We start from the raw sequence: 22,413 nt of genomic DNA, 5'->3' as shown, positions 1-22,413 counted from the left end.
GTCCGGGCAGGCGGTCGTCCAGACGACCCTTGCGGGGTGGCGACGGGACGAGGTGCGGCGTGGCACGCGGCAAAGGACGGCATGACCGGGGCGAAGGCCTGATCGCGCGCCTCCGGCGCGACCCCTTCGCCGTCCAGACCGTACGGTCCACGGCGGCGGCCACTCTCAGCTACGTCGTCGCCCTCCGACTCAGCAGCGAACCGGTTCCCCTCACCGCACCCCTCACCGCCCTCCTCGTCGTCCAGGTCACGCTCTACTCCACCGTGACCACCAGCCTGCGCCGAGTGAACTCGGTCGTCGTCGGCGTCCTCATCGCCATCGCGTTCAGCGCCGTCGTCGGCCTCTCCTGGTGGAGTCTCGCCCTCGTGATCCTCGCCTCGCTGCTCGTCGGCCGGGTCGTGAGGGTCGAGGAGTTCATCCCCGAGGTCGCCATCAGCGCCATGCTCGTCCTCGGCGTCACCCAGGTCTCCGACACCGCCTGGGACCGCGTCCTGGAGACCCTCATCGGCGCCGTCGTCGGCATGCTCTTCAACCTGCTTCTGGCGCCGCCGGTCTGGGTCGACACCGCCGGCGACTCCATCGAGGACCTCGCCCGACGGATGCGGCTGCTGCTCCTCGACGTGGCGGACGAGTTCACCGGCGCGCCCGCCGTCGAGAAGGCCGCCACCCGGCTCCACGAGGCCCGCCGCCTCGACAACGACGTCGCCGACGTCGACGGGGCCCTGCGCACCGCCGAGGACAGCCTGCGGTTCAACCCCCGCATCAAGGAGGGCCTCCTGCACCGGGTGGTGTTGCGTACCGGCCTCGACACCCTGGAAATCTGCGCCGTCGTCCTGCGAGTCCTCGCCCGCACCCTCACCGACCTGGCGAAACACCGTGCCGGGCATCAGCTGCTGGACGAGGGGGCCGCCCTGGCCGTCCGCGAGACCGCCCAGTACACCGCCGACGCACTGGTCAGCTACGCCGTCCTGGTCACCGCGCCGGGCAGCGAGGACGCCGAGGCCGCGGAGACACGGCTCGCGGGCGAGCTGCGGGCGGCCAGGGCCTGCAGGGACCACGCCGCCGACCGGCTCCTCGCCCTCGCCCTCGCCGATGCCGGCCGCTGGCAGCTGTACGGGGCACTGCTCACGGAGGTCGACCGGATCCTCGACGAACTGAACCCCGAGCACCGCGGCCAGCGCCTGATGGAGGAGCTGGATCGGCGGGTCCGCGAGCGCAGTGACCGCAGACGCCGTCTCGCCCTCCGCGACCGGTGGAACACGCGCCGGCGCGCCCGCGCCGACGGATGACCGCTCACAGCGCGGCTCCTCAGCGAGGTGTGACGCTGCCGGAGCTCCGTACAGTGTGACGCTGCCGGAGTTCAGCGCAGTGTGACGCTGCCGGAGTTCAGCGCAGTGTGACGCTGCCGGCGACCGGCAGATGGTCGCTGCCGGTGGCGGGCAGGGTGCGGAGCAGGCCGACGGTGGCTGAGCGGGCCATGACCTGGTCGATCCGGGCCAGCGGGAAGGCAGCGGGGAAGCTGAAGGCGAAGCCCCGCTCCGCGACGTTCAGCTGCGATGTCAGCGGGGCCAGCCCGCGGTCGTCGACCGTGCCGTTGAGGTCGCCCAACAGGATCACCGCTGCCACGTCCTCGGCCGCGACGGCCTTGCCCAGCAGACCGGCGCTCTCGTCACGCCAGGAAGACGCGAGGCCGCTTGCCCGGACGCGGACCGATGGCAGGTGCGCGACGTACGTCGCGATCTCCCCACGTGGCGTGTGGACCACGGCCCGCAGCCCGCGACTCCAGGGGCCGGAGATCCCCTGCGGTTTGACGTCCAGCGCCCGGACACCGGTCAGCGGGTGCTTCGACCACAGCCCGACGGTGCCCCGGACCGCGTGGTACGGGTAGGCCGGGGCGAGTGTCTTCTCGTAGACCGGCAGCGCCGCCGGCACCAGCTCCTGCAGCGCGATGAGATCGGGCTCGGCGTCGGCCAGGGCAAGGGCCGTACCCGCGGGGTCCGGGTTCTCGTCGCTGACGTTGTGCTGGACCACCACCAGGTCGTGCGCGCCGGGCTCCCCGCCAGGCTGGAGCAAGCCGCCGAAGAGATACGTCCAGGCCGCCGTCGGCAGCAGCAGGGCCACCAGCGCGGTGGCCGAACGGCGCAGCAGCGCCAGGCCGAACAAGGCCACGACGGCCAGACCGAGCCAAGGCAGGAACGTCTCCAGCAGACTGCCCAGGCGACCCGCGGAGTTGGGCACCGCCCGGTGGAACGCCAACAGCCCGGCCGTCAGCACAGCGCATGCGGCAGTCACCGGCCCCCGCGTCCAGACCGACGGGCCCCTCGCATCCCCTCCACGCACGCTCACGACATTACCGTGACGTTGCCATCACACTGGGTGGGGCCCTGCTCTCGCCGGAATCGGCGGGAACAGGGCCCCCTTCACTCACCTACTGTCAGCGTTGATGGCGCTTGGCCATCGCCGCACTGTGACGCGCGAACTGCTCCTGGCCGAGGCCCCGCATTCCGAGGTCGCGGTAGAGCTGTTCCACGGTGTCGTTGACCAGCAGGTCCGGATGCGCGCGGGTCAGGTCCTCCAGTACGTCTCTGCCGAAACGGAGGACCGCCCTGAGCAGTTCCAGGTAGCCGCACGAGGCGGACGCCCCGGTGGAGAGGTGTCGCAGCGACACGTCCGGACCGGACAGTGCGAGCCGGGTCGGACCGGCCCGCTCGGCCAGTTCCATCTCGGCCGTGCCGTCCAGCGCCAGGGCGTCCAGCGAATACCTCCAGGAGAAGAGGAAGTCGAAGACCGGAACGTTCCGGTAGTGGAACTCGACTCCGGCGATCTCGAGCGAGATGTCCCCGAAGAAGCTTCGCTCCCTGATCTGCCATTCCGGCAGGTTCACCAGATCGCCGAGCACTCCGCGGGCGAGGATCTTGGCTGCTTCCCCGCCGTCGCCCACCGGTACCCAGGTGAAGGCGACGTCTCCGCGGCCTTCGCCGCTGTTGCCGTTTGCATCCATGCTAGTTCCCGAAAAGGTTGGGATTGTGGGGGTAGGCGTCACGCAGCGTGCCGTCCGGATTGAGGACGACCTCGACATCGTAGATGTCGTACTCGCCCTGCCGCTGACCTGCGACACCGACGCGGTCGATACCCAGCTCGTCGAGCAGTTCATCACCGATCTCCGCACGGTGGATCGTGCCCGTCCTGTTCTGGGTGTTGGGCACGCCGGTCGGGTCCTGCTGGAGGACATCATCGATCACACGGGTGCGAGCGTCCCAGTCGATGGTCCACGCCGTGCCGTCCGGACTCCTGTCCGGGCCGCCGACGGTGTGCTTGCTGTCGATGTAACTCTTGACCCCATCGGTGATGGTGACGCCGCCGCTCGAGGAAGAGCCCCGCCACCACCACCGCCGCCGCCGGTGCTCTCCATGCGGGCGATGCTGTCGCCGAGGCCCATGGCACCGTGCACGGAGACGAACGCGCCCGCCGTGATGAGCCCGGCGCCGGCGACCACGCCGGCCGCGCTGGCGACGCAGACCGTGCCGACGGTGGGAATGGCTCCCACGACGCACCCGCCCACGGAGCCGGCCTCCGCTGACCGCATCTCTGCGTCCGCACCCTACGAGGCGCCCCCATCAGCGGGTCCAACGGTTTTCCCGGGCTCAACAAGCGAACCTCATGCCGGCTCGCGTGGCGCACGACCTCCTCTCACAGCTCGCGTGTCCTCGAGCCTGGGCGCCCACCGCCGGGGCTGGAACGCCGAGCACCCGACTGTGCGGCTTCTACTGCTCAGCCTTCCGCGTGGCGGCGCAGCCTCGTAGCGCGACATCTTGGGGATGCCCGACATGCTCGACTGCGGCTTGCTATCCGCGTTTGCACTTATAGCGCGTCTGCAATTATTGTTGCAGCACGTAAGAAGCTCACTCAAGCAAACGCGGAAGGACTGAGCCATGCCGCTCGCACTCCTCGCTCTGGCAGTCGGGGCCTTCGGCGTCGGCACGACCGAGTTCGTGGTCATGGGGCTGCTGCCCGAGATCGCCACCGACTACGGCGTCTCCATCCCCACCGCCGGCCTGCTCGTCACCGGCTACGCGCTCGGCGTCGTCGTCGGCGCGCCGCTGCTGACCGTTCTCGGCAACAAGGTGAGCCGCAAGCGGATGCTCATGGCGCTCATGGGGCTGTTCGTGCTCGGCAACCTGGTCTCCGCCCTCGCCCCGAGCTTCGGGTTGATGCTGACCGGCCGCGTGGTCGCCTCGCTCGCCCACGGCTCGTTCTTCGGCATCGGGTCCGTCGTCGCCGCCGGCCTCGTCGCCCCGGACAGGAAGGCCGGGGCCATCGCCACCATGTTCACCGGGCTGACCGTCGCCAACATCGTCGGTGTGCCGCTCGGCACCTTCATCGGGCAGGCGGTCGGCTGGCGCACCACCTTCGCCGTCGTCGCCGCGCTCGGCGTGGTCGGGCTGCTCGGCATCGCCAGGCTCGTCCCCGCCATGCCCCGCCCCGAAGGAGCCCGGCTAGGCCGGGAGCTCAGGGCGTTCCGTAACCCGCAGGTGCTGCTCGCGATGGCGATGACCGTCCTCGGCTTCGGCGGGGTCTTCGCCGCGATCACCTACATCGCACCGATGATGACCGAGGTCGCCGGCTACTCCACCGGCGCGGTCACCTGGCTGCTCGTCCTCTTCGGCGTCGGCATGTTCCTCGGAAACCTGATCGGCGGCCGGTACGCCGACCGCGCTCTGATGCCCCTGCTGTACGCCGCCCTCGGCGGGCTGGCCGTCGTCCTCGCGCTGTTCACCCTGACCGCCCACGACAAGGTCCTCGCCGCGATCACCATCCTCCTCGTCGGGGCACTCGGCTTCGCCACCGTGCCGCCGCTGCAGAAGCGCGTCCTCGACCAGGCCCACGGCGCACCGACCCTGGCCTCCGCCGTCAACATCGGCGCCTTCAACCTCGGCAACGCCCTCGCCGCCTGGCTCGGCGGCGTCGTCATCGCCGCCGGCCTCGGCTACACCGCCCCCAGCTGGGTCGGCGCCGTCCTCGCCGCCGCCGCCCTCGGCCTCGCCTTCTGGTCCGCCGCACTGGACCGCCGCGCCTTCGCTCGCACCGGGGCCACCGACACCGACACGGGGGCCGAGACCGAGGTCGTTGCCCGTATCCCCGTACACCGCTGACCCCTCGGCGGCAGGTTCGCCGGCCGGCGTCTCCTGCCGATCCTCCTCCGCGCGCTCGCGCGCCTCGCCCACCGCAGAGAAGGCAGTACCCCATGTCCCACGTCCCCGCCGTCGCGCTCAACAACGGCACGGAGATCCCCCAGCTCGGTTTCGGCGTCTTCCAGGTGCCCGACGACGCGACCACCGCCGCCGTCACCCACGCCCTCGACGCGGGATACCGGTCCGTCGACACCGCCGCGATCTACGGCAACGAGGCCGGCGTCGGCCGTGCGCTCGCCGCCTCCGGGATCCCCCGCGGCGAGCTCTTCGTCACCACCAAGGTGTGGAACGCCGACCAGGGGTACGACTCCACCCTGCGGGCCTTCGACGACAGTCTCGCGAGGCTCGGCCTCGACCATGTCGACCTGTACCTGATCCACTGGCCCGCCCCGGCCCGTGATCTGTACGTCGACACCTGGAAGGCCATCGAGACGCTCGTCGCCGACGGGCGGGTCCGCACCGCCGGGGTCTCCAACTTCCGGCCCGCGCACCTTCGTCGGCTCCTGGACAGCAGCGCCCTGGTCCCGGCCGTCAACCAGATCGAGCTCCACCCGGCTCTCCAGCAGCGGGAGTTGCGTGAGCTGCACGCCGTCCACTCGATCGCCACCGAGGCGTGGAGTCCGCTCGCCCAGGGTGCTGTGCTCGCCGATCCCGTGATCGCCGCGATCGCCGCCCGGCACGGGAAGTCCCCCGCCCAGGTGGTCCTGCGCTGGCACCTTCAGCTCGGGAACGTCGTCATCCCCAAGTCCGTGACTCCGGAGCGCATCCGCGCGAACATCGACGTCTTCGACCCCGGATTCGTCCTGGCCGACGACGAGATGCGGTCGATCGAGCGCCTCGACCGCGGGCTGCGCACGGGGCCGGATCCCGACACCCTCGACTGATCCGGACAGGGCTGAAGCCCGAGCCGTAAAGCAGGCTCGGGCTTCAGGTCGTGCACCGCGGTGCACGAGGCGTGGCGCGCGCCTCCCGGACGGGCGCCACACTCACTGGTGTCAGTGCCAGTACTTCATGGTCGTACCCCCTCCCCCGCTCTCGGGCGCAGAGTGACCTCGAAGCGGTCGAGACCGCGGAGGGTCAGATTGCGCCGGTGGTCCGGTTCCGCGACTCCCCGTGCGTCCGGGTAGTCCCTGGCCAGGGCCCCGAGGACCGATCCGGCGAGCCGGATCGCCATGGACGCGCCCAGACAGGCATGGGCTCCGCGTCCGAACCCGAGGTGCGGGTTCGGGGCGCGGTCGAGTCGCAGCTCTGCGGGGTGGTCGAAGCGGAGCGGGTCGTGGTTGGCCGCGCCCAGGAAGAGCGTGACCGGATCACCCGCCCGTATGGTGACGCCACCCAGTTCGGTGTCGGCGACGCAGACCCGGGCGTCCGCCTGGACGGGTGCGTCGTACCGGATGAGTTCGTCCACGGCGGAGGCCGGGGTCGCCGGGAAGGCGGCCATCGCGCCGGGGGTGGTGAGGAGCGCGGCCGCGGCGTTGCCGAGGGGTCACTTCCGCAGGGTCACGCGCGGCCGCGCAGGGCGGCCGCGTAGGCGTCGTCGGGGTCGAGGCGGCGCAGTTCCTCGGCGATCAGCTCGGCCGTCGTCCGGACCTTGAGGGCGAGGACCCGGCTGGGCTGGCCGGGGATGGCCAGGCGGGCCACCGGGCCCTCGGGCCGGTCGATGCGGATCTCCCCGTCAGGCGTCCCCATGCGGACGGCCGTGACGACCGGGCCTTCGGTGACGACCCGGTCGACGGGGACGCCGAGCCGGACCTCGAACCAGCGGGCGAGCAGTTCGGCGCTGGGGTTCTCCGCCTCGCTCTCGACGGCGGCGGAGGTCACGGTCGCCCGGGCCTGGTCGAGCGCGGCGGCCAGCATCGAGCGCCACGGGGTGAGGCGGGTCCAGGCGAGGTCCGTGTCGCCGGGGGCGTAGGAAGCGGCCCGCGCCTCCAGGGCGGCGAGCGGGTCCTCGACCGCGTACATGTCGGTGATACGGCGCTGCGCGAGCGCGCCCAGCGGGTCCCGGGAGGGGACCTCGGGGGCGTCCACGGGCCACCAGACGACGACCGGAGCGTCCGGCAGGAGCAGGGGCAGGACCACGGAGTCGGCGCGGGCGCCGAGTTCGCCGTGGAGACGGAGCAGGACCGTCTCGCCCGAACCGGCGTCGGAGCCGAGCCTGACTTCGGCGTCGAGCCGGGTCTCGTGCCGCTCGCGGGGCGAGCGGGCATGGCGCTTGATGACGACGAGGATGCGGGAGGGGTGCTCCCGGGAGGCCTCGTTGGCGGCCCTGACCGCGTCGTAGGCGTTCTCCTCGTCCGTGACGACGAGCAGGGTGAGCACGACGCCGACGGCAGGCGTGCCGACGGCCCGGCGGCCCTCCAGGATCGCTTTGTTGATCTTGCTGGAGTTGGTGTCCGTCAGATCGATCTTCATGCGCGGCGCCCGTCCCTTCCTCTGCGGCGAGCCTAACCCTCCTCGACGGGTGCGGCGTCCGCCGGTGCGCGGTCGGCCCGTTCGCGGTCAGCCCCGTTCACGGTCAACCGGCGCGCGGTCCGCCGTCAGCCGGTTTCGTCGCCGGCCGGAGACCCCTGATCCTGGTTGCGGCGGCCGACGACGGCGGCGGCCGCGAGCGCGGTGCCGATGAAGGCGGTCGCCACCACCCACGGCCGGTCGAGGACATGGCCGGTGGCGTGGTCCAGGGAGTACCGTCCCGCGCCCGCGACACCGATCGCGGCGGCGGTGAAGCCGAGGAAGGCCGGGTACTCGTACCCGCCGGCCTGAGCGAAGAAGCCGGCCGGGGCGTGGACCGCGACGGCCCCCGCCATGGCGCCGGCCGCGGCGGCACCGGCCGCCGGGGTGGCGAGACCGAGGGCGAGGAGGACGCCGCCGCCCGCCTCGCCGAGCCCGGCGGCGATCGCGCTCTCCCGGCCAGGCGAGAAGCCCATCGCCTCCATGCCCCGGGCGGTGCCCTCGATGCCACCGCCGCCGAACCAGCCGAAGAGCTTCTGCGTGCCGTGCGCGGCGAGTACGGCGCCGGTGCCGACCCGCAGCACGAGCAGCCCGAGGTCGCGTCGGTTGAGCTGGGCCATGGGAGGTCTCCGTAACGTGCGGGGAGGCGGACTCGTACGCCGTCCACTCTCGGCCCCCTCCCCCGGCCGCGCCGCCCGGGATCAGGGCCCTTGCTCCATCGGAGTCATCTTTTGCGGCATTTGTTCCGTGTTGCTTTAGTGAGGGGGCTGTGGCCGTCCCGAAGAGAGTGGGTACGCATGACCGCCGAGTCCCCCGAGACCGCCGCCCTGCGGGAGAAGGTCCGGGCTCTCATGCCCCGGGCGAAGGAGGACCTCACCGAGCTGGTCGCGATGCGTTCCGTCGCCGACCCCCGGCAGTTCCCGCCCGAGGAGTGCGCGAAGGCCGCCGACTTCCTCGTCCGGGCCTTCACCGAGGCCGGGCTCCGCGACATGCGGCGGGTGACGACGCCGGACGGCACGGACGCGGTGGTCGGTCACGCGCCCGGCCCCGAGGGCGCGCCCACGGTGCTGCTCTACTGCCACTACGACGTCCAGCCGCCGCTGGACGACGCCGCCTGGGAGACGCCTCCCTTCGAGCTGACCGAGCGCGACGGCCGCTGGTACGGGCGGGGAGCAGCCGACTGCAAGGGCAACATCGCCATGCACCTGACGGCCCTGCGCGCGCTGGGCGGGCCGGACGGCACGGGCTTCCCCGTGAACATCAAGTTCGTGGCGGAGGGTTCGGAGGAGCAGGGGACGGGCGGCATGGAGCGGCTGGTGCCGCTGCAGCCGGACCTCTTCGACGCCGACGCCCTCCTGATCTGCGACACGGGCAACTTCGCGCTGGGGCTGCCCACCGCGACCACGTCGCTCCGGGGGCTCACCAACGTGGTGGTCACCGTCTCCACGCTCAAGGGCGAGATGCACTCCGGCATGTTCGGCGGCCCCGCGCCCGACGCGCTGGCCGCGCTGGTACGCATCCTCGACAGCCTGCGCGACGAGCACGGCAACACCGCGGTCAAGGGGCTCCCGGGCGACGGTTCCTGGGACGGCGTGGACTATCCGGCCGCACAGTTCCGGACCGACGTCGGCGTCCTGGACGGTGTGTCCCTCATCGGTACGGGCTCGGTCGCCGACGAGCTCTGGGCCCGGCCGGCCGTCACCGTCCTCGGCATCGACTGCCCGCCGGTCGTGGGCTCGTCGGCCGCGATCCAGGCGAAGGTACGGGCCCGGGTCAGCCTCCGCGTCCCGCCGGGCATCGACGCGGACGACGCGCTCCGCGCGCTCACCGACCATCTGACCTCGGCCGCGCCCTGGGGCGCCCGGGTCGAGGTGGAGGCGGAGAGCGCCGGTCAGCCCTTCCGGGCGCGCACCGACGGCCCGGCCTACCGGGCCCTCGCCTCGGCGCTGGGCGAGGCGTACGGGAAGGAGATGGTCCAGTCGGGGCAGGGCGGGTCGATCCCGCTGTGCAACGTGCTGGCCGACCGGTTCCCGGCCGCGGAGATCGCGCTCATCGGCGTCGAGGAGCCCGGCTGCCTGATCCACGCGCCCAACGAGAGCGTGGACCCCTCGGAGATCGAGCACATGGCGCTGGCCGAGGCGCTGTTCCTCAGCGGCTACGCGACCGCGCACTGACCGATGCCCCCTGTGAACCCGGCGCATCGGACGCACCCGGTGCACCCGATGCACCCGAACGGAAAGGGACCGATGGTTCCATGACACAGACTCATGACGGACCCGCGCGACACGACGTACCGCCCGGTCCGCTCGGCGCGCTGGCGGGAGCGGCCTGGCAGGCGCTGCTCGTCGCCGGGCTCGTCTCGATGATCCTGGGCATCATGGTGCTCGCCTGGCCGGATGCCTCCCTGAGAGTGGCCGGTATTCTCTTCGGCCTCTATCTGCTCTTCAGCGGTGTGATGCAGCTGGTCGCGGCCTTCGGCACCCACGCGACCACGGCGCTGCGGGTCATGGCGTTCATCAGTGGAGCGCTCTCGATCCTCCTCGGTCTGTTCTGCTTCCGGGGCGCGATGCAGTCGACCCTGTTGCTCGCACTGTGGATCGGCATCGGCTGGCTCTTCCGGGGCATCACGCAGACGGTGGCCGCGGCCTCCGACCCCGCGATGCCGGCGCGCGGCTGGCAGATCTTCCTCGGCATCGTGAGCGCGGTCGCCGGCGTGGTGCTCATCGTGTCGCCGCTGGAGTCGGCGACGGTCCTCACCGTCCTCGTCGGTGTCTGGCTGCTCGCGGTCGGCGTGGCCGAGCTCGTCACGGCCTTCATGATCCGCTCGCGCGCCAAGAACCTGCCGCAGGGGGCCTGACGGAAGGCCCCGCCGATCCCCGAGTCCCGCCCGCCGTTCGCCCGATGTCCCGGGTGGGCGGCGGGCGCAGTTGACCTGTGCGCTACATTTTGCCGGTCCTTGACCACCGATCCCCCGCGATCGCAACCTTCCGGAGTCGGCATCCCATGAGCGACATCGTCAACGGCCTCGGCCGTGCCGGCGCCTACGGCGCCCTCGGCGTGGTCCTGCTGATCCTCGGCATCGTGCTCGTGGATCTGCTGACGCCGGGGAAGCTCGGCCGGCAGATCTGGGAAGAGCGCAACCGCAACGCCGCGATCCTGCTGAGCTCCGCGCTGCTCGGCATCGGCGGCATCGTCTTCACCTCGATCTGGACCACGTACGACAACTTCGGCAAGGGGCTCGCCTCCACCGCCGCGTTCGGCCTGCTCGGCCTCGTGATGATGGCGGTCGCCTTCCTCGTCGTGGACCTGGTCACGCCGGGCCGGCTCGGCGCCACGCTCGTCGACCCGGAGCCGCACCCGGCGGTGTGGGTGACGGCGTCCTGCAACATCGCGGTCTCGGCGATCGTCTCCGCGTCGATCGCCTGACGACCCCGCACGGAGAGGACGCGGCCCGTCGGGCCGCGTCCTCTCCGCGTGTCCGGCGACGTCCGAGTCAGTCCAGCGTCTGGGTCAGTTCGCTGCGCTCCGCCGTGTGGACGACGCGGCCACGGGCTCCGTTGACGATCGACAGGTGGGGCGGGACGTGCCCGCACTCGACATCGGCGATGATCGGCACGTTCAGCGGAGCGAGCGCGTCGAGGACGGCCTCGTGCTGGCTGAGCGAGTCGTGGCCGGGTGCCGAGGTGCGGCCGACGAGGACCGCGTTCGCCGCGTCGAAGAAGCCCGCCAGACGCATCCCGTGCAGGTACCTGCAGATGGCGAAGGCGTCGTCGCCTCCCGCCTCGACGTGGACGAGGAGCCCCTCGGGGGACTCGGCCCGCGCGAAGCGCGAGAGGTCCAGGTAGGGCGTTCCCGTGAGATTGCACAGCGTCTCGATGCAGCCCCCGATCAGGCGGCCCTCGACGTCGACGTCCCCGTCGCCGTCCAGCCTGGTCCACCTGCCGGGCGCGTCGAGCGTGAACTCGCGTACCTCGGGATCGACGCGGTAGTCGTCCCAGCCCGCGGCGCGGTAGCGGTTCGGCGAGACCTGCGTGAACCGCTGCCCCTGTGCGGACGTGACGATCTCGAGCCAGGGCAGCAGCCCGTGGGGTGTGCGGTAGGGCGTGTCCATGAGGTTGTTCCCGTGCACGGTCGCCGTCCCCGTGAGGAGGGTCAGCGGCGTCATGACGGTCACCATGTCGGAGTACCCGACGAGCCAGGTGGGCTCGGCGGCCCGCAGCCGGTCCCAGTCGAGCAGGGGGAGCAGGTCGATCGCGGTCTCGCCGCCCCACGGCGGCACGACGGCCCGGATGCCGGGGTCCGTGAGCATCGCCATCAGCTCCCTCGCGCGCTCGGCGGCGGGGGCGCTGACGTGCCCCGCGCCGTCCATGCAGTCGCCGACCACCACCTCGTACCCGCGGGTCTCCACATCGCGGATCGCGACATCGAGGCGCGCCCTCATGTCCTTCGGTACGCCACTCGAAGGGGAGGTGACACCTATACGGTCACCGGGGCGCAGGGGGTTCGGGTAGCGAATCGGCATGCCCGTGATCCTCACACGCCGTCATGACGGAGCGACATCGAATTCCGGTGAACTCCGGCTCCCCTACGGCGTCATGGGCTCCACCTCCAGGAAGCGGCGCCCTCGCGGCCCCCGGTAGAGCAGCGCGTCCCAGCCCAGTGCTGCCAGTGCGGCCACGCACGCGGCGAGCGCCTCCGCCTCCTCCTGCGCGGCGCCCGCTCCGGGCGGGCCCAGCCACTCCACCACGGCGGTCGCCGGCCGGTCCCCCGCCCGGACCCGGTAGCCGGTGGCGACCCGAGCGCCCGAGGCGTCCACGGACGAGGGGACGAGCCCGCCGGACTCCAGGGCCAGGGCCACCGCGCGGACCGGCCTCCCCCGCTCCCAGTCGGCGGGCACCGCCTTCGGGTCACCGCCCGGACCGTTCGTCAGCCGTCTGATCTGGAGCAGCCCGTCCCGGGCCGCACGCACCTCCCGCGAACGCTGCTCGGCCTCGGTCCCGGCCACGGGCAGCGGAGGGCCGTCGCCCGTGGCCGCCTCGAACGTTCCCCCACCGCTCGTCGTCGTCATACGAAAACCGTAGGGGCCGCCACTGACAACTGCCCGCCAGGAAGCCTTGGCCAAGGGACCAAAGTCCCGGACATTCGGGACTTTCGTCGCGGCATTCCGGACATTAACCCCTGTGACGATGGTCTTTGAAGATCATCCGACGTGCCGTCATCTCCCGGACGGCCGGAAGGGCCTCATGACCGAGCCACAGAAACGGCCCCTGCCCGTCCGAGTGCGTCGCCATCCCGACGGCATACCGATGGACGACCTCTTCCGGTCGGATCCCGCGCGGCCGACCGGCACTCTGCCCAGGCCGAGCGACCGGCCCGAGGCGGCAGAACCGACGGAACTCACCGAACTCACGGACCTCACCGAACTCACGGACCTCGCGGAACTTACGGAACTCGCCGAACTCCCGGACCGGACCGGCCGGATGACACCGGTCACCAAGACGGGCCCGGGGGCGACCACGGAGACGGCGGCGGGGCCGAGGGCACGGCCCCTGCGGTCCGCCCCGGCGGTCGTCGCCTCCCGGCGCCCGCCGCCCTCCGACCCCGACCTCGTCGAGTGCCGCGGGCCCGCCGTCCCCGGCTGGCTCGCCGTGCTCGCCGGACTGACCGCGCTCGCCGGGGCGGCCGAGACGCTCCGACGGGGCCACCCCCTGACCGGCGGGCAACTGCCGCCCTGGCAGTGGGCCGTGCTCGCCGGCTGCGCCGTCGTCACCGTCGTCGCCTTCGGCGGCCTGACCCGCGGCCGCGCGGGCTCCGCCTGGGTGCTCTCGCTCTTCGGCCGCTACCGCGGCACGGTGCGGCGCACCGGCCTCGCCTGGGTCAGCCCCTTCGTCCTGCGCCGCCGGATCGACGTCAGGCTGCGCCACTGGCGCAGCGAACCCCTCGCCGTCGTCGACGCCGAGGGTTCGGCGCTGCGCGTCGTGGTCCTGGTGGTCTGGTCGGTGCGGGACACGGCCCGCGCGCTGTTCGCCGTGGACGACCATCTCGCCTATCTGCGGGAGCAGGTGGAGGCGGCCGCGGCGCGGGTGCTCTCGCAGCTGCCCGCCGACGCCTTCCGGGGCGACGCGCCGACCCTGCGGGACGCCGAGGCCGTCGGCGACGCCCTCACCCGCATGCTCGCGGCCGAGTGCAAGCCGGTCGGCATCGCGGTCTTCTCCGCCCAGCCGACCCGGATCGAGTACGCCCCCGAGGTGGCCGCCGCGATGCAGCGGCGGCAGATCGCCGCGCTCGACGCCAAGCACCGGGACTCCGTCCTGACCGGTGTCATCGACGCCGTGGACGACACGGTGACGCGGCTGACCACACGCGGACTCGTCGAACTCGACGACTTCGAACGCCAGGCCCTGGTCAAGGACTTGACCGTGGCCTTCTACACCCGGCGTGGCGGGCCGGTTCCCCAGAATCAGGAGTGACGAGGATCGTGGACACCCCCGAATTCACCGCACCCGAACGCACCGGATCCGAATTCAGCGCACCCTCACTCAACGCACCCGAACTCAACGCGACCGACCTCACCGCACCGCGACTCGACGCCGCCGAGCTCACCGCACCGGAGCTCGACGCACCTGGCTTCACCGACGAGATACCGCTCGACTGCGCCTGCGCGGGCTGCGCCGAAGCCGCCAGGAACCGGGGCACGGGCGGCGTGCGCGGCGGTACGGCCGCCCTTTACGGCATGCGCCGCGCCGTCGTCGCGACCGTCGGCGCGGTCGCCCTGGTGGCTGCGGGCAGCGGCACGGCCCTCGCCGAGCCCGCCCCCGCGCACGCCGGCTGGGACGGCTCGAAGTACTGGTTCCGAAACGCCGCGGGCGAGTGGCGCTGGACCAGTCACCACTCCACGTACGTCCAGCGCACCGCCGGCACCGGCTCGTCGGCGTCCGGCACGTCGAGGACCGGCTCGTCGGCGTCCGGCACGTCGAGCACCGTCTCGTCCGGCGGCGGACGCACCGGTGAGCCCGTCTTCCGGGGGCGGCAGGGCTGGGACGCCCAGGACCGCGTCTACTGGTACAAGTACCGCGGCCACTGGTACTGGACCAGCCACCGGGCGAAGTACGAGCAGCGGACGGGCACATCGGGGAAGCCCTCGAAGCCGACCGGCCCGACGGCCCCGACCGCGCCCCCCTCGCGGAGCTGGACGGCGCCGGTCTCCTCGTACGTCTTCACGGGGTACTACGGGCAGCGGGGTTCGTGGTCGAAGGGCTATCACACGGGCCAGGACTTCGCGGTGCCGACGGGGACGACGGTCCGCTCGGTCGGTCCGGGCCGGGTGGTGAGCTCCGGGTACAACCGCTCGTACGGCTACGAGGTGGTGATCCGTCACCCCGACGGCCGCTACACCCAGTACGCCCATCTCTCACGGATCGACGTGTCCCCCGGGCAGAGCGTGTCGGCCGGTCAGCGGATCGCCCGGTCGGGGAAGTCGGGCCGGGTGACGGGCCCGCACCTCCACTTCGAGGTGCGGACCACGCCGTACTTCGGCTCGGACGTCAACCCGCTGGCCTATCTGCGCGGCCACGGCGTACCCGTGTAGGGGAGGAGAAGAGAGGAGACGGGCACCGCTGCTGTGGAGTGGTGCCCGTCTCAGCCGACCGGACGGTTCTCCTTCACGGTGATCCGGCCCTTGCGGATCGTGGCCAGGCGGGGCGCGCGACGCGCGACGGCACTGTCGTGGGTGACCATGACGAAGGTCAGTCCGTGCTCCTCGCAGAGCCCTTCGAGCAGGTCCACGATCTCGTCGCGCATCGACTCGTCGAGATTGCCGGTGGGCTCGTCGGCGAGCAGCACCTTCGGTCGCTTCACCAGCGCGCGGGCGATGGCCACGCGCTGCTGCTGGCCGCCGGAGAGCTCGGACGGCAGGTGCCCGAGGCGCTCGCCGAGCCCGACCGAGTCCAGCGCCTCGGCCGCCCTGTTCCGGCGGTCGGCGGTCTTGACGCCGAGCGGGACGAGGGCGGTCTCGACGTTCTCCAGGGCGGTGAGGGTGGGGATGAGGTTGAAGCTCTGGAAGACGAAGCCGATGTTCTGGCCGCGTACGGCCGTGAGGCGGCTCTCGGAGAGCTTCGCGAGGTCGGTCCCGTCGAGGAGGACGCTGCCGGAGGTGGGGCGGTCGAGGCCGCCGAGCATCTGGAGCAGGGTCGACTTGCCGCCGCCCGTGGGGCCCTGGATGACCAGTCGGTCCCCCTGACCGATGGCGAGGTCGACCCCGGCGAGGGCGTCGACTCTGGTCCGGCCGCGCCGGTACTGCTTGGTGACGCCGATGAGTTCGTACATGGTGCGACTCCTGTGTGAGGTGGTGCGGTACGGGCTACTCGACGCGGCGCAGCGCGTCGGCGGGGCGCAGGCGCGAGGCGCGCCAGGCGCCGAAGGCGCCCGCGACGAGACCGCCGCCGAGGGCGAGGAGCACGGCGAGGCCGACGGTGGTGACGCCGACCGGGGCCGTCAGGGCGATGTCGACGGTCTTGCCGACGGCCGTACGGGCTCCGCCGGGGCCGCCGGGGCCGCCGCCGAAGACCATGCCGCCACCCCTGCCGCCGAATCCGCCGACGCTCGCGCCGAGTTCGGCGGTGAGGTTCGGGCTGACGGCAGTCACGGCGTACGCGCCGGCGAGGCCGACCGCGATGCCGAGGGCGCCGCCGACGACGCCGTTGACGAGGGCCTCGCCGACGACCTGGCGGGTGACGCGGCCGCTCGTCCAGCCGAGCGCCTTGAGCGTGCCGAACTCGCGGACGCGGCGGCCGACCGCCGAGGAGGTGAGCAGGCCGGCGACGAGGACGGCGGCGAGGAGCACCGCGTACGAGAGCCACTTGCCCATGGTGGAGGCGAGGTTCGCGGCGGTGTCGAGGGAGCCGGAGACCGTCTGGGCGAGGTCGGCCGAGGTGGTGACGGTGGTGCCGGAGACGTTCTTCTGGATGGCGGTCCTGACCGTCTCGATCTTCGTCGAGTCGGTGGCCTTCACATAGATCGTGGTGATCTTCCCGGTGGAGGCGGACAGCGACTGCGCCTGCTTCAGGGGCAGGTAGACCTGGGCGGCGGACTGGCCGCTGTCGGCGGTCGCGATCCCGATGATCTCGAACGTCACACCCTTGACCGTCAGCTTCCCGCCGACCGCGAGGCCCTCCTGCTGAGCGTAGGCGCTGTCGAGGACGACGACCTCGGCGTCGGTCTCGGTGGTCTTGAAGGTGCGGCCCGTGGAGACGGTGGAGGTGGTGAGGGGGCCGAGGTCGGGGGCGGTGACGTCGGTGCCGTAGAGCGTGAAGGAGTTGACGTCGAAGGCCGCGCCGCCGCCGGTGACCGTGTCGCCGGGGCCGGGGCCGCCGCCCGTGGCGCCGGAGCCGCCCGCCGCGCCGCCGGTGCCCTCGCCCGGCTGGGCGGGCTGGGCCTGCCCGCGCTGGATCCGGCCGCGGGTGAACTCGCCGTCGATCTTGAGGTTGACGAGGCTCAGACCGCCGACGGCCCGGTCGACGCCCTGCTGCTTCGCGACCGTGGCGACGGTGGAGTCGGCGAGGGTCTGGAAGCCCTGGACCATCAGCCGGTCACTGCTCTGTTCCTTCTCGCCGTCCTCCTCGCCCTGGAACTCGAACCGGGGCCGCTGCGGCTGTCCGCCCTCCTGGGGCCGCTCCTGGGCCTTGGTCACCGTCAGGTCCGTACCGAGCCCGTACAAGGACTCGAGCACCTTGCCCTGGGCGACCTTCATGCCGGAGGAGACGGAGTTGACGACGATGACCAGCGCGATGCCGAGCGCGAGCCCGGAGGCGACGACGAGCGCCGCCTTTCTGCGGCGGCGCAGCTCGCGCCGGAGGTAGGTGAAGAACATGGCGTGACGGTAGGGGCGGCGTGTGATGGTGGGATAAGGCCCGCGTGAGAGCGGCATGAGAGCGCGTCACCTCGGTCGCGCCCGCCCAGGGGGACGGCGGGAATCGGCCGTCTACGAGCCGGGCGGCGCCCCAGGGACAGCGGGAATCGGCCGTCTCCTGGGCGGGCGGCGTCTCGTGGTGGCAGAGTCGGCGTCATGTCCGACAGCGGGGGAACGGCGCGACGGGGACCGGTGACGGCCCTGCTCGACGCCACGGGGTTGTTCTTCAAGCCGGCCCGGGAGGCGTTTCCCGGAGCGGGTGCGGCCGACTGGGCGGCGGCGGCCGCCCTGGACCCGGGGGCCGTCGGTCCCGACGGGGCGTGGCGGCTGGACTTCCGCTGCTTCGCCGTCGCCGGCCCTGGCAGTACGGGCTGGACCCTGATCGACGCCGGCGTCGGCCCCGCCGAGGGTCCTGGGGCGCCCTGGTGTCCCGTGCCCGGCCGGCTGCCGGACCTGCTCGCGGAGGCCGGGATCGACCGGGAGGACGTCCGCACCGTGGTCCTGACGCATCTGCACGAGGACCACACGGGCTGGGCCTCCGACGCCGCGGGGCAGCCCTTCTTCCCCCAGGCGCGGTACGTCGTCCAGGGCGCGGAGACCGCCGCGCTCGACCGGGACGACCCGGTGTGGTCCTGGGTCGTGGAACCACTGCGGGCCACCGGGCAGTTGTCCGAGATCGAGGGCACGCACCGGCTCCGCCCCGGTCTCACCCTGCTGCCCACGCCGGGGCACACGCCGGGCCATCAGTCGGTCCTCGTCGAGGACCCCGACGGCCGGGGCGGCCGGGACGTCCTGGTCACCGGCGACCTCCTCGTCCACGCCGTCCAGCTCGCGAACCCGTCGGTCGCGTACGCCCACGAACGCGACCCGGCCACGGCCCGGGCCTCCCGCGAGAAGCTCCTCGCGCGGGCCGCCGAACGCGGCGCGGTCCTGGCGACGGCCCACCTGACCCGCCCGTTCGTCGAACCACACGCTCCTTAGGGCCTGTCCGGCCCCGATCCGCCGGACAGGCCCCGGGGGGTGGTCAGGCGCCCGTCGTGGCGTAGGCGAGCGGGTCGGTCAGGACGTCGTGCAGGACGAGGGCCGCCGCGCCTCGGGCGGCGTCGGCCGCCGGGTCGGACGCGCGGAGGCGGCCCGCCTCCGGGGTCCAGAGGCCGGAGACGACACGGGCGGAGAGCTCCTCCGCGACGGCCGGGGCGAGCCAGGGCATCAGGTGCGGGTAGATGCCGCCGAGGACGACGGCCTCGGGGTCGAGGAGGTTCACGGCACCTGACAGCGCGCGGCCGAGCATGCGGCCCGCCTCGGCGAGCGCGGCGAGGGCGCGCGGGTCCTCCGTCTCGGCACGGCGTACGAGCTCCGCGACGTCGGAGGCCGCCGCGGCCCGCAGCAGCGCCGCCTGGCCCGCGTACTGCTCCAGGCAGCCGCGCGATCCGCAGCGGCAGCGGGGTCCTTCGGCGTCGACGACCAGGTGCCCGATCTCGCCGGCGAAGCCGTGCGCGCCGCGCAGGAGTTCGCCGTGGACGACGATCGCGCCGCCGACGCCGATCTCGCCGGTCAGGTGGAGGAAGGTGCGGAGGTCACCGAGGGCGCCGAACCACAGCTCGGCGAGGGCCGCCATGTTGGCCTCGTTGTCGGAGGTCAGCGCGAGGCCGGCCGGTCCGCCGGTGCCGGGGCGCCGCGCGGCGAGGGCCTCGCCGAAGAGGCGTTCGGCGTCGACCTCGTTCCAGCCGAGGTTGGGCGCCTGTCGGACGGTCCCGCCGGTGACGAGCCCCGGGAGGGCGAGCCCGGCTCCGGCCGGGACCAGCCCCCGGGCGGCCGCCGCGTCGAGCGCCTCCGCGGCGATGCGGGCGGCGCGGTCCAGGACCTCGGCGGCGCCGGCCGCGCGGTTGTCGAGGCGCTCGGTGCGGCGGACGCGGTCGCTGCCCGTCAGGTCGACGACGCAGGCCGTCACGTAGTCGATGTTGATCTCGACGCCGAGTCCCGCGGGCCCGGTGTCCGCCGGTTTCAGTACGGTGCCGGGCCGCCCCGCCTGGCCGCTGAACGTCTTGCCCGACTCGACGAGGAGGCCGAGGTCGAGGAGTTGCTCGACCAGCGAGGAGACGGCGGGCCGGGTGAGTCCGACACGGGAGGCGACGACGGCCCGGGTCGTCTCGCCCGCCTCGTGGACGGTCCGCAGGACCAGGCTCAGGTTGTGCCGACGCACGCCCGACTTGTCGGCCTTGGGTTCTGTGGGCTGGTTCATGGTGAGCGAGAGCCTAGCCGCCTCTTTCGCCCACCGAAAAACAGTTCGGTGACCGAACCCTTCGACGATTTTCCGGGTTAGAGTCTCCCCATGACGCTTCCGCGCGACTACCGCGGCCAGACCTGCGCCCTCTCCCGCTCGATGGAGATCGTCGGCGAGCGCTGGACGCTGCTCGTCCTGCGCGACGCCTTCTACGGGGTCCGCAGGTTCGGGGAGTTCGCGGCGCATCTGACGGTCCCCCGGGCCGTCCTCACGGACCGGCTCGCCACGCTCGTCGGGGCCGGCGTCCTGGAGCGCCGCCCCGAGACGGGCACCGGCCGCCGCGAGGTCTACGTCCTGACGCCCAAGGGGATCGCCCTCTGGCCGGCCGTGCGCGCGCTCACCGCCTGGGGCGAGGAGTTCTACGCGGCGGACGGCGGCCCGCGCCGCGTGTTCCGGCACGTCGGCGACGAGGCCCCGATCGACGCCGACGGCCGGTGCACCGGGTGCGGCACGGACGTACCGGTCGCCGACGTCCTGGTGACCCCCGGCCCGGGGCTGCCGCCCCCGGCCGAGAACGCCGACCCGGTGACGGCGGCGCTCGCCCGCCCGCACCAGCTGCTCACCCCTCTGCTCACCACCGCGCCCCAGCGGCGCCCCACGAGAGGTCCCCAACGATGAAGATCCTGGTCGTCGGCGCCGGCGCCACCGGTGGCTACTTCGGCGCCCTGCTCGCCCGGTCCGGACAGGACGTCACCTTCCTGGTCCGTCCGGCCCGCGCCGCCGCGCTGCGCGAGCGCGGGCTGCAGGTCGTCGCTCCCGGCGAGCAGTGGATCCTCACGCCTCCGCTCGTCACGGCCGACGAGCTGACCGGCCCGTACGACCTCGTCCTGCTCTCGGTGAAGTCCACCGGGCTCGACCGGGCCGTCGAGGACATCGCGCCGGCCGTCGGCCCGGACACCGCGATCGTCCCGCTCCTCAACGGCCTCGCCCACCTCGACGTCCTCAACGCCCGCTTCGGCGCGTCCGCCGTCCTCGGCGGGGTGGCCAAGGTGGTCACGACCCTCGACGAATCCGGCGACATCCGCAGGCTGGCCCCGCTCGCCCATCTGGCGTTCGGCGAGCAGGACGGGACGGTCTCCCCGCGCGTGGAGAGGATCCGGGCCGTGCTCGACGCGTCGGGGATCGAGGCGCCGGTGCCGGAGCGGATCCTGACCGCGATGTGGCACAAGTGGGTGTTCATCACGACCTTCGGCGCCGTGACGAGCCTGATGCGCGGCACGGTCGGCGACGTGTACGACACCCCGGGCGGCCCCGCCCTCGGCCCGGCGGTCCTCGGCGAGGCCGCCGCGGTCGCCGCCGCGGCGGGTCACCCCGTACCGGAGGCGGAGCGGGCGGCGACGCTGGCCGTGGTGTCCGCGGCCGGCTCGCCGATGGTGCCGTCCCTGTACCGCGATCTGGCGGCGGGGCGGCCGACCGAGGTCGAGCACCTCTTCGGCGACCTGACCGAGCGTGCGCGTGCCTTCGGTGTGGCGACCCCGCTGCTCGACCTGGCGACGCTCCACCTGCGGGTGCACCAGCGCCGGGTGACGGCAGTGTCATAGGCGTGTCGGGCCGCTCGGGTCGGCCGATGTCCCCTCCGCGCAAACTGGGGTGCGAACCGCCGGTGCGGTGGTGTCTGATCGGGGACGTGACGATAGAGACGGGGAAGCCGGGAGTCGACGGGCTGGGCGAGGCCGTGGGCGTCCTGCGCGAGTGGCAGCACGACGGGGCTCCGACGCAGTTGCATCCGGGGGACGTGGGCTGGTTCTGGCGGACGGGCGCGGAGGCGACGGCCGCGGCGGTCAGGACATGGAGCCGCGACGGCCGGATCCTCGCCGTCGGGCTGCTCGACGGTCCGGGGCTGCTGCGGCTGACGATCGCGCCCGACGCCGGGCAGGACGAGGAGTTGGCGCGGCGACTGGTCGACGACGTGAACGACCCGGAGCGCGGTGTGCTGCCCCGGGGGAAGGCGAACATCGAGGCGCCGATGGACGCGCTGGTCCAGGATCTGCTGTCCGAGGCCGGCTGGGGCGTCGACGAACCGTGGACGCCGCTGCGACGCGACCTCACGGAGCCGGTGGACGACCCGGGGGTACGGATCGAGGTGGTCGGGCCGGAGCGGGCGCGGGAGTTCGCCGCCGTCATCCGGGCGGCGTTCGAGGGGGCGAGGTTCACGGACGAGGGCTGGCACGCGATGGCGTCCGGATCGCCGTTCGCCGACGCGCGGTCGCTGCTCGCGTACGACGACCGGGGCGACGCGGTGGCGGCGGTGACGGTGTGGTCGGCGGGCCCTGGCCGACCGGGACTGCTCGAACCGATGGGCGTGCACCGCGACCACCGCCGCCGGGGCCACGGCGAGTCGATCACCCTCGCCGCGGCGGCCGCCCTCCGGGAAATGGGCGCGTCGGCCGCCCTCGTCTGCACCCCGGCCTCCAACGCCGCTGCCGTGGCGACCTACGAGTCGGGCGGCTTCCGGCGACTCCCCCAGGTCCGGGACAAGTACCGGGGCGCGGAGGAGCGATGAGCCACGCCGTGACGCCGGCCGGCGGTCCGGCGAGGAGTCGGCGGGCCTTCCGGTGGCGGCGCCGATGATGATCGTGAGC

At 72.9% G+C, this 22,413-nt stretch carries 23 protein-coding genes; 12 read left to right on the top strand and 11 right to left on the bottom strand.

The features are described 5' to 3' along the window. Positions 1-59 precede the first annotated feature (59 nt). Positions 60-1,289: an FUSC family protein gene (locus tag ACWFR1_RS08300; RefSeq protein WP_453547932.1), complete on the top strand. Its 1,230-nt coding sequence runs from the start codon at positions 60-62 to the stop codon at positions 1,287-1,289. Between the two features lie 97 nt (positions 1,290-1,386). Here ACWFR1_RS08300 and ACWFR1_RS08295 read toward each other — a convergent pair whose 3' ends face one another. The 3 genes from ACWFR1_RS08295 to ACWFR1_RS08285 form a co-directional block, all read right to left on the bottom strand. Next, on the bottom strand, positions 1,387-2,340 hold the full coding sequence (locus ACWFR1_RS08295) for an endonuclease/exonuclease/phosphatase family protein (RefSeq protein ID WP_453547949.1): 954 nt from the start codon (positions 2,338-2,340) through the stop codon (positions 1,387-1,389). Positions 2,341-2,434: 94 nt separating this feature from the next. Beyond that, positions 2,435-3,001 carry a hypothetical protein gene (locus ACWFR1_RS08290; RefSeq protein ID WP_453547929.1) on the bottom strand — a complete coding sequence of 189 codons (567 nt, stop codon included), beginning with the start codon at positions 2,999-3,001 and terminating at the stop codon, positions 2,435-2,437. 1 nt (position 3,002) lies between these two features. Further along, on the bottom strand, positions 3,003-3,242 hold the full coding sequence (locus ACWFR1_RS08285) for a hypothetical protein (RefSeq protein WP_453547927.1): 240 nt from the start codon (positions 3,240-3,242) through the stop codon (positions 3,003-3,005). A gap of 690 nt (positions 3,243-3,932) precedes the next feature. Between ACWFR1_RS08285 and ACWFR1_RS08280 the strand changes: the two genes are divergently transcribed. Continuing rightward, positions 3,933-5,153, top strand: coding sequence for an MFS transporter (locus tag ACWFR1_RS08280; RefSeq protein ID WP_453547925.1), 1,221 nt, complete (start codon positions 3,933-3,935; stop codon positions 5,151-5,153). A 92-nt stretch (positions 5,154-5,245) separates the two neighbouring features. Further along, positions 5,246-6,076 (top strand): aldo/keto reductase, encoded by an 831-nt coding sequence (locus ACWFR1_RS08275; RefSeq protein ID WP_453547923.1) that lies wholly within the window; start codon positions 5,246-5,248, stop codon positions 6,074-6,076. Positions 6,077-6,201: 125 nt separating this feature from the next. Here the strand turns inward: ACWFR1_RS08275 and ACWFR1_RS08270 are convergent, their stop codons facing one another. The 3 genes from ACWFR1_RS08270 to ACWFR1_RS08260 form a co-directional block, all read right to left on the bottom strand. Further along, positions 6,202-6,633 (bottom strand): cytochrome P450, encoded by a 432-nt coding sequence (locus ACWFR1_RS08270; protein ID WP_453547921.1) that lies wholly within the window; start codon positions 6,631-6,633, stop codon positions 6,202-6,204. 59 nt (positions 6,634-6,692) lie between these two features. Further along, positions 6,693-7,604, bottom strand: a complete 912-nt coding sequence (opcA, locus tag ACWFR1_RS08265) for a glucose-6-phosphate dehydrogenase assembly protein OpcA (RefSeq protein WP_453547919.1) — start codon at positions 7,602-7,604, stop codon at positions 6,693-6,695. 125 nt (positions 7,605-7,729) lie between these two features. Continuing rightward, positions 7,730-8,260 (bottom strand): DoxX family membrane protein, encoded by a 531-nt coding sequence (locus ACWFR1_RS08260; protein ID WP_453547917.1) that lies wholly within the window; start codon positions 8,258-8,260, stop codon positions 7,730-7,732. A 177-nt stretch (positions 8,261-8,437) separates the two neighbouring features. Between ACWFR1_RS08260 and ACWFR1_RS08255 the strand changes: the two genes are divergently transcribed. From ACWFR1_RS08255 to ACWFR1_RS08245, 3 genes are all read left to right on the top strand, one after another. Further along, positions 8,438-9,814, top strand: coding sequence for a M20/M25/M40 family metallo-hydrolase (locus ACWFR1_RS08255; protein ID WP_453547915.1), 1,377 nt, complete (start codon positions 8,438-8,440; stop codon positions 9,812-9,814). A gap of 80 nt (positions 9,815-9,894) precedes the next feature. Continuing rightward, positions 9,895-10,497, top strand: a complete 603-nt coding sequence (locus ACWFR1_RS08250) for an HdeD family acid-resistance protein (RefSeq protein ID WP_453547912.1) — start codon at positions 9,895-9,897, stop codon at positions 10,495-10,497. 146 nt (positions 10,498-10,643) lie between these two features. Next, the gene (locus ACWFR1_RS08245; RefSeq protein ID WP_453547909.1) at positions 10,644-11,066 is read left to right on the top strand and encodes a DUF350 domain-containing protein; all 423 of its coding nucleotides are present in this window, start codon (positions 10,644-10,646) and stop codon (positions 11,064-11,066) included. A 67-nt stretch (positions 11,067-11,133) separates the two neighbouring features. Here ACWFR1_RS08245 and ACWFR1_RS08240 read toward each other — a convergent pair whose 3' ends face one another. Then, positions 11,134-12,162 carry a S66 family peptidase gene (locus ACWFR1_RS08240; protein WP_453547907.1) on the bottom strand — a complete coding sequence of 343 codons (1,029 nt, stop codon included), beginning with the start codon at positions 12,160-12,162 and terminating at the stop codon, positions 11,134-11,136. Positions 12,163-12,225: 63 nt separating this feature from the next. After that, positions 12,226-12,708 (bottom strand): hypothetical protein, encoded by a 483-nt coding sequence (locus tag ACWFR1_RS08235; RefSeq protein ID WP_453547904.1) that lies wholly within the window; start codon positions 12,706-12,708, stop codon positions 12,226-12,228. Positions 12,709-12,883: 175 nt separating this feature from the next. On the opposite strand from ACWFR1_RS08235, the gene ACWFR1_RS08230 reads away from it, so the two are divergent. Together ACWFR1_RS08230 and ACWFR1_RS08225 are read left to right on the top strand one after the other, a co-directional pair. After that, positions 12,884-14,110 (top strand): SPFH domain-containing protein, encoded by a 1,227-nt coding sequence (locus tag ACWFR1_RS08230; RefSeq protein WP_453547902.1) that lies wholly within the window; start codon positions 12,884-12,886, stop codon positions 14,108-14,110. Positions 14,111-14,118: 8 nt separating this feature from the next. Further along, the gene (locus ACWFR1_RS08225; RefSeq protein WP_453547899.1) at positions 14,119-15,228 is read left to right on the top strand and encodes a M23 family metallopeptidase; all 1,110 of its coding nucleotides are present in this window, start codon (positions 14,119-14,121) and stop codon (positions 15,226-15,228) included. Between the two features lie 50 nt (positions 15,229-15,278). On the opposite strand, the gene ACWFR1_RS08220 is transcribed toward ACWFR1_RS08225, so the two are convergent. Together ACWFR1_RS08220 and ACWFR1_RS08215 are read right to left on the bottom strand one after the other, a co-directional pair. Beyond that, positions 15,279-15,965, bottom strand: coding sequence for an ABC transporter ATP-binding protein (locus ACWFR1_RS08220; RefSeq protein WP_453547897.1), 687 nt, complete (start codon positions 15,963-15,965; stop codon positions 15,279-15,281). Between the two features lie 34 nt (positions 15,966-15,999). Further along, positions 16,000-17,508 carry an ABC transporter permease gene (locus ACWFR1_RS08215; RefSeq protein ID WP_453547894.1) on the bottom strand — a complete coding sequence of 503 codons (1,509 nt, stop codon included), beginning with the start codon at positions 17,506-17,508 and terminating at the stop codon, positions 16,000-16,002. A 195-nt stretch (positions 17,509-17,703) separates the two neighbouring features. On the opposite strand from ACWFR1_RS08215, the gene ACWFR1_RS08210 reads away from it, so the two are divergent. Then, positions 17,704-18,528 (top strand): MBL fold metallo-hydrolase, encoded by an 825-nt coding sequence (locus ACWFR1_RS08210; protein ID WP_453547892.1) that lies wholly within the window; start codon positions 17,704-17,706, stop codon positions 18,526-18,528. Between the two features lie 43 nt (positions 18,529-18,571). Here ACWFR1_RS08210 and ACWFR1_RS08205 read toward each other — a convergent pair whose 3' ends face one another. After that, the gene (locus ACWFR1_RS08205; RefSeq protein ID WP_453547889.1) at positions 18,572-19,789 is read right to left on the bottom strand and encodes an ROK family protein; all 1,218 of its coding nucleotides are present in this window, start codon (positions 19,787-19,789) and stop codon (positions 18,572-18,574) included. A gap of 90 nt (positions 19,790-19,879) precedes the next feature. On the opposite strand from ACWFR1_RS08205, the gene ACWFR1_RS08200 reads away from it, so the two are divergent. The 3 genes from ACWFR1_RS08200 (at position 19,880) to ACWFR1_RS08190 (ending at position 22,334) form a co-directional block, all read left to right on the top strand. Continuing rightward, the gene (locus ACWFR1_RS08200) at positions 19,880-20,449 is read left to right on the top strand and encodes a winged helix-turn-helix transcriptional regulator (RefSeq protein WP_453547886.1); all 570 of its coding nucleotides are present in this window, start codon (positions 19,880-19,882) and stop codon (positions 20,447-20,449) included. After that, a complete protein-coding gene (locus ACWFR1_RS08195; protein WP_453547884.1) occupies positions 20,446-21,372 on the top strand; it encodes a ketopantoate reductase family protein in 927 nt (308 codons plus the stop codon). The genes ACWFR1_RS08200 and ACWFR1_RS08195 overlap by 4 nt, the downstream gene beginning before the upstream one ends. Before the next feature lie 86 nt (positions 21,373-21,458). Next, positions 21,459-22,334, top strand: coding sequence for a GNAT family N-acetyltransferase (locus tag ACWFR1_RS08190; RefSeq protein WP_453547882.1), 876 nt, complete (start codon positions 21,459-21,461; stop codon positions 22,332-22,334). Positions 22,335-22,413: the final 79 nt, after the last annotated feature.

It is taken from the genome of Streptomyces sp. NPDC055103 (genome assembly GCF_053607625.1).
This window is presented reverse-complemented; position numbering and strand designations above follow the sequence as displayed.

Bases quoted from the DNA above. Each gene is read 5' to 3' on its own strand.
- ACWFR1_RS08290 (WP_453547929.1), bottom strand. From the start codon at position 3,001: ATGGATGCAAACGGCAACAGCGGCGAAGGCCGCGGAGACGTCGCCTTC.
- ACWFR1_RS08280 (WP_453547925.1), top strand. From the start codon at position 3,933: ATGCCGCTCGCACTCCTCGCTCTGGCAGTCGGGGCCTTCGGCGTCGGC.
- ACWFR1_RS08275 (WP_453547923.1), top strand. From the start codon at position 5,246: ATGTCCCACGTCCCCGCCGTCGCGCTCAACAACGGCACGGAGATCCCC.
- ACWFR1_RS08270 (WP_453547921.1), bottom strand. From the start codon at position 6,633: ATGGCCGCCTTCCCGGCGACCCCGGCCTCCGCCGTGGACGAACTCATC.
- opcA (WP_453547919.1), bottom strand. From the start codon at position 7,604: ATGAAGATCGATCTGACGGACACCAACTCCAGCAAGATCAACAAAGCG.
- ACWFR1_RS08260 (WP_453547917.1), bottom strand. From the start codon at position 8,260: ATGGCCCAGCTCAACCGACGCGACCTCGGGCTGCTCGTGCTGCGGGTC.
- ACWFR1_RS08255 (WP_453547915.1), top strand. From the start codon at position 8,438: ATGACCGCCGAGTCCCCCGAGACCGCCGCCCTGCGGGAGAAGGTCCGG.
- ACWFR1_RS08250 (WP_453547912.1), top strand. From the start codon at position 9,895: ATGACACAGACTCATGACGGACCCGCGCGACACGACGTACCGCCCGGT.
- ACWFR1_RS08245 (WP_453547909.1), top strand. From the start codon at position 10,644: ATGAGCGACATCGTCAACGGCCTCGGCCGTGCCGGCGCCTACGGCGCC.
- ACWFR1_RS08240 (WP_453547907.1), bottom strand. From the start codon at position 12,162: ATGCCGATTCGCTACCCGAACCCCCTGCGCCCCGGTGACCGTATAGGT.
- ACWFR1_RS08235 (WP_453547904.1), bottom strand. From the start codon at position 12,708: ATGACGACGACGAGCGGTGGGGGAACGTTCGAGGCGGCCACGGGCGAC.
- ACWFR1_RS08230 (WP_453547902.1), top strand. From the start codon at position 12,884: ATGACCGAGCCACAGAAACGGCCCCTGCCCGTCCGAGTGCGTCGCCAT.
- ACWFR1_RS08220 (WP_453547897.1), bottom strand. From the start codon at position 15,965: ATGTACGAACTCATCGGCGTCACCAAGCAGTACCGGCGCGGCCGGACC.
- ACWFR1_RS08215 (WP_453547894.1), bottom strand. From the start codon at position 17,508: ATGTTCTTCACCTACCTCCGGCGCGAGCTGCGCCGCCGCAGAAAGGCG.
- ACWFR1_RS08210 (WP_453547892.1), top strand. From the start codon at position 17,704: ATGTCCGACAGCGGGGGAACGGCGCGACGGGGACCGGTGACGGCCCTG.
- ACWFR1_RS08205 (WP_453547889.1), bottom strand. From the start codon at position 19,789: ATGAACCAGCCCACAGAACCCAAGGCCGACAAGTCGGGCGTGCGTCGG.
- ACWFR1_RS08200 (WP_453547886.1), top strand. From the start codon at position 19,880: ATGACGCTTCCGCGCGACTACCGCGGCCAGACCTGCGCCCTCTCCCGC.
- ACWFR1_RS08195 (WP_453547884.1), top strand. From the start codon at position 20,446: ATGAAGATCCTGGTCGTCGGCGCCGGCGCCACCGGTGGCTACTTCGGC.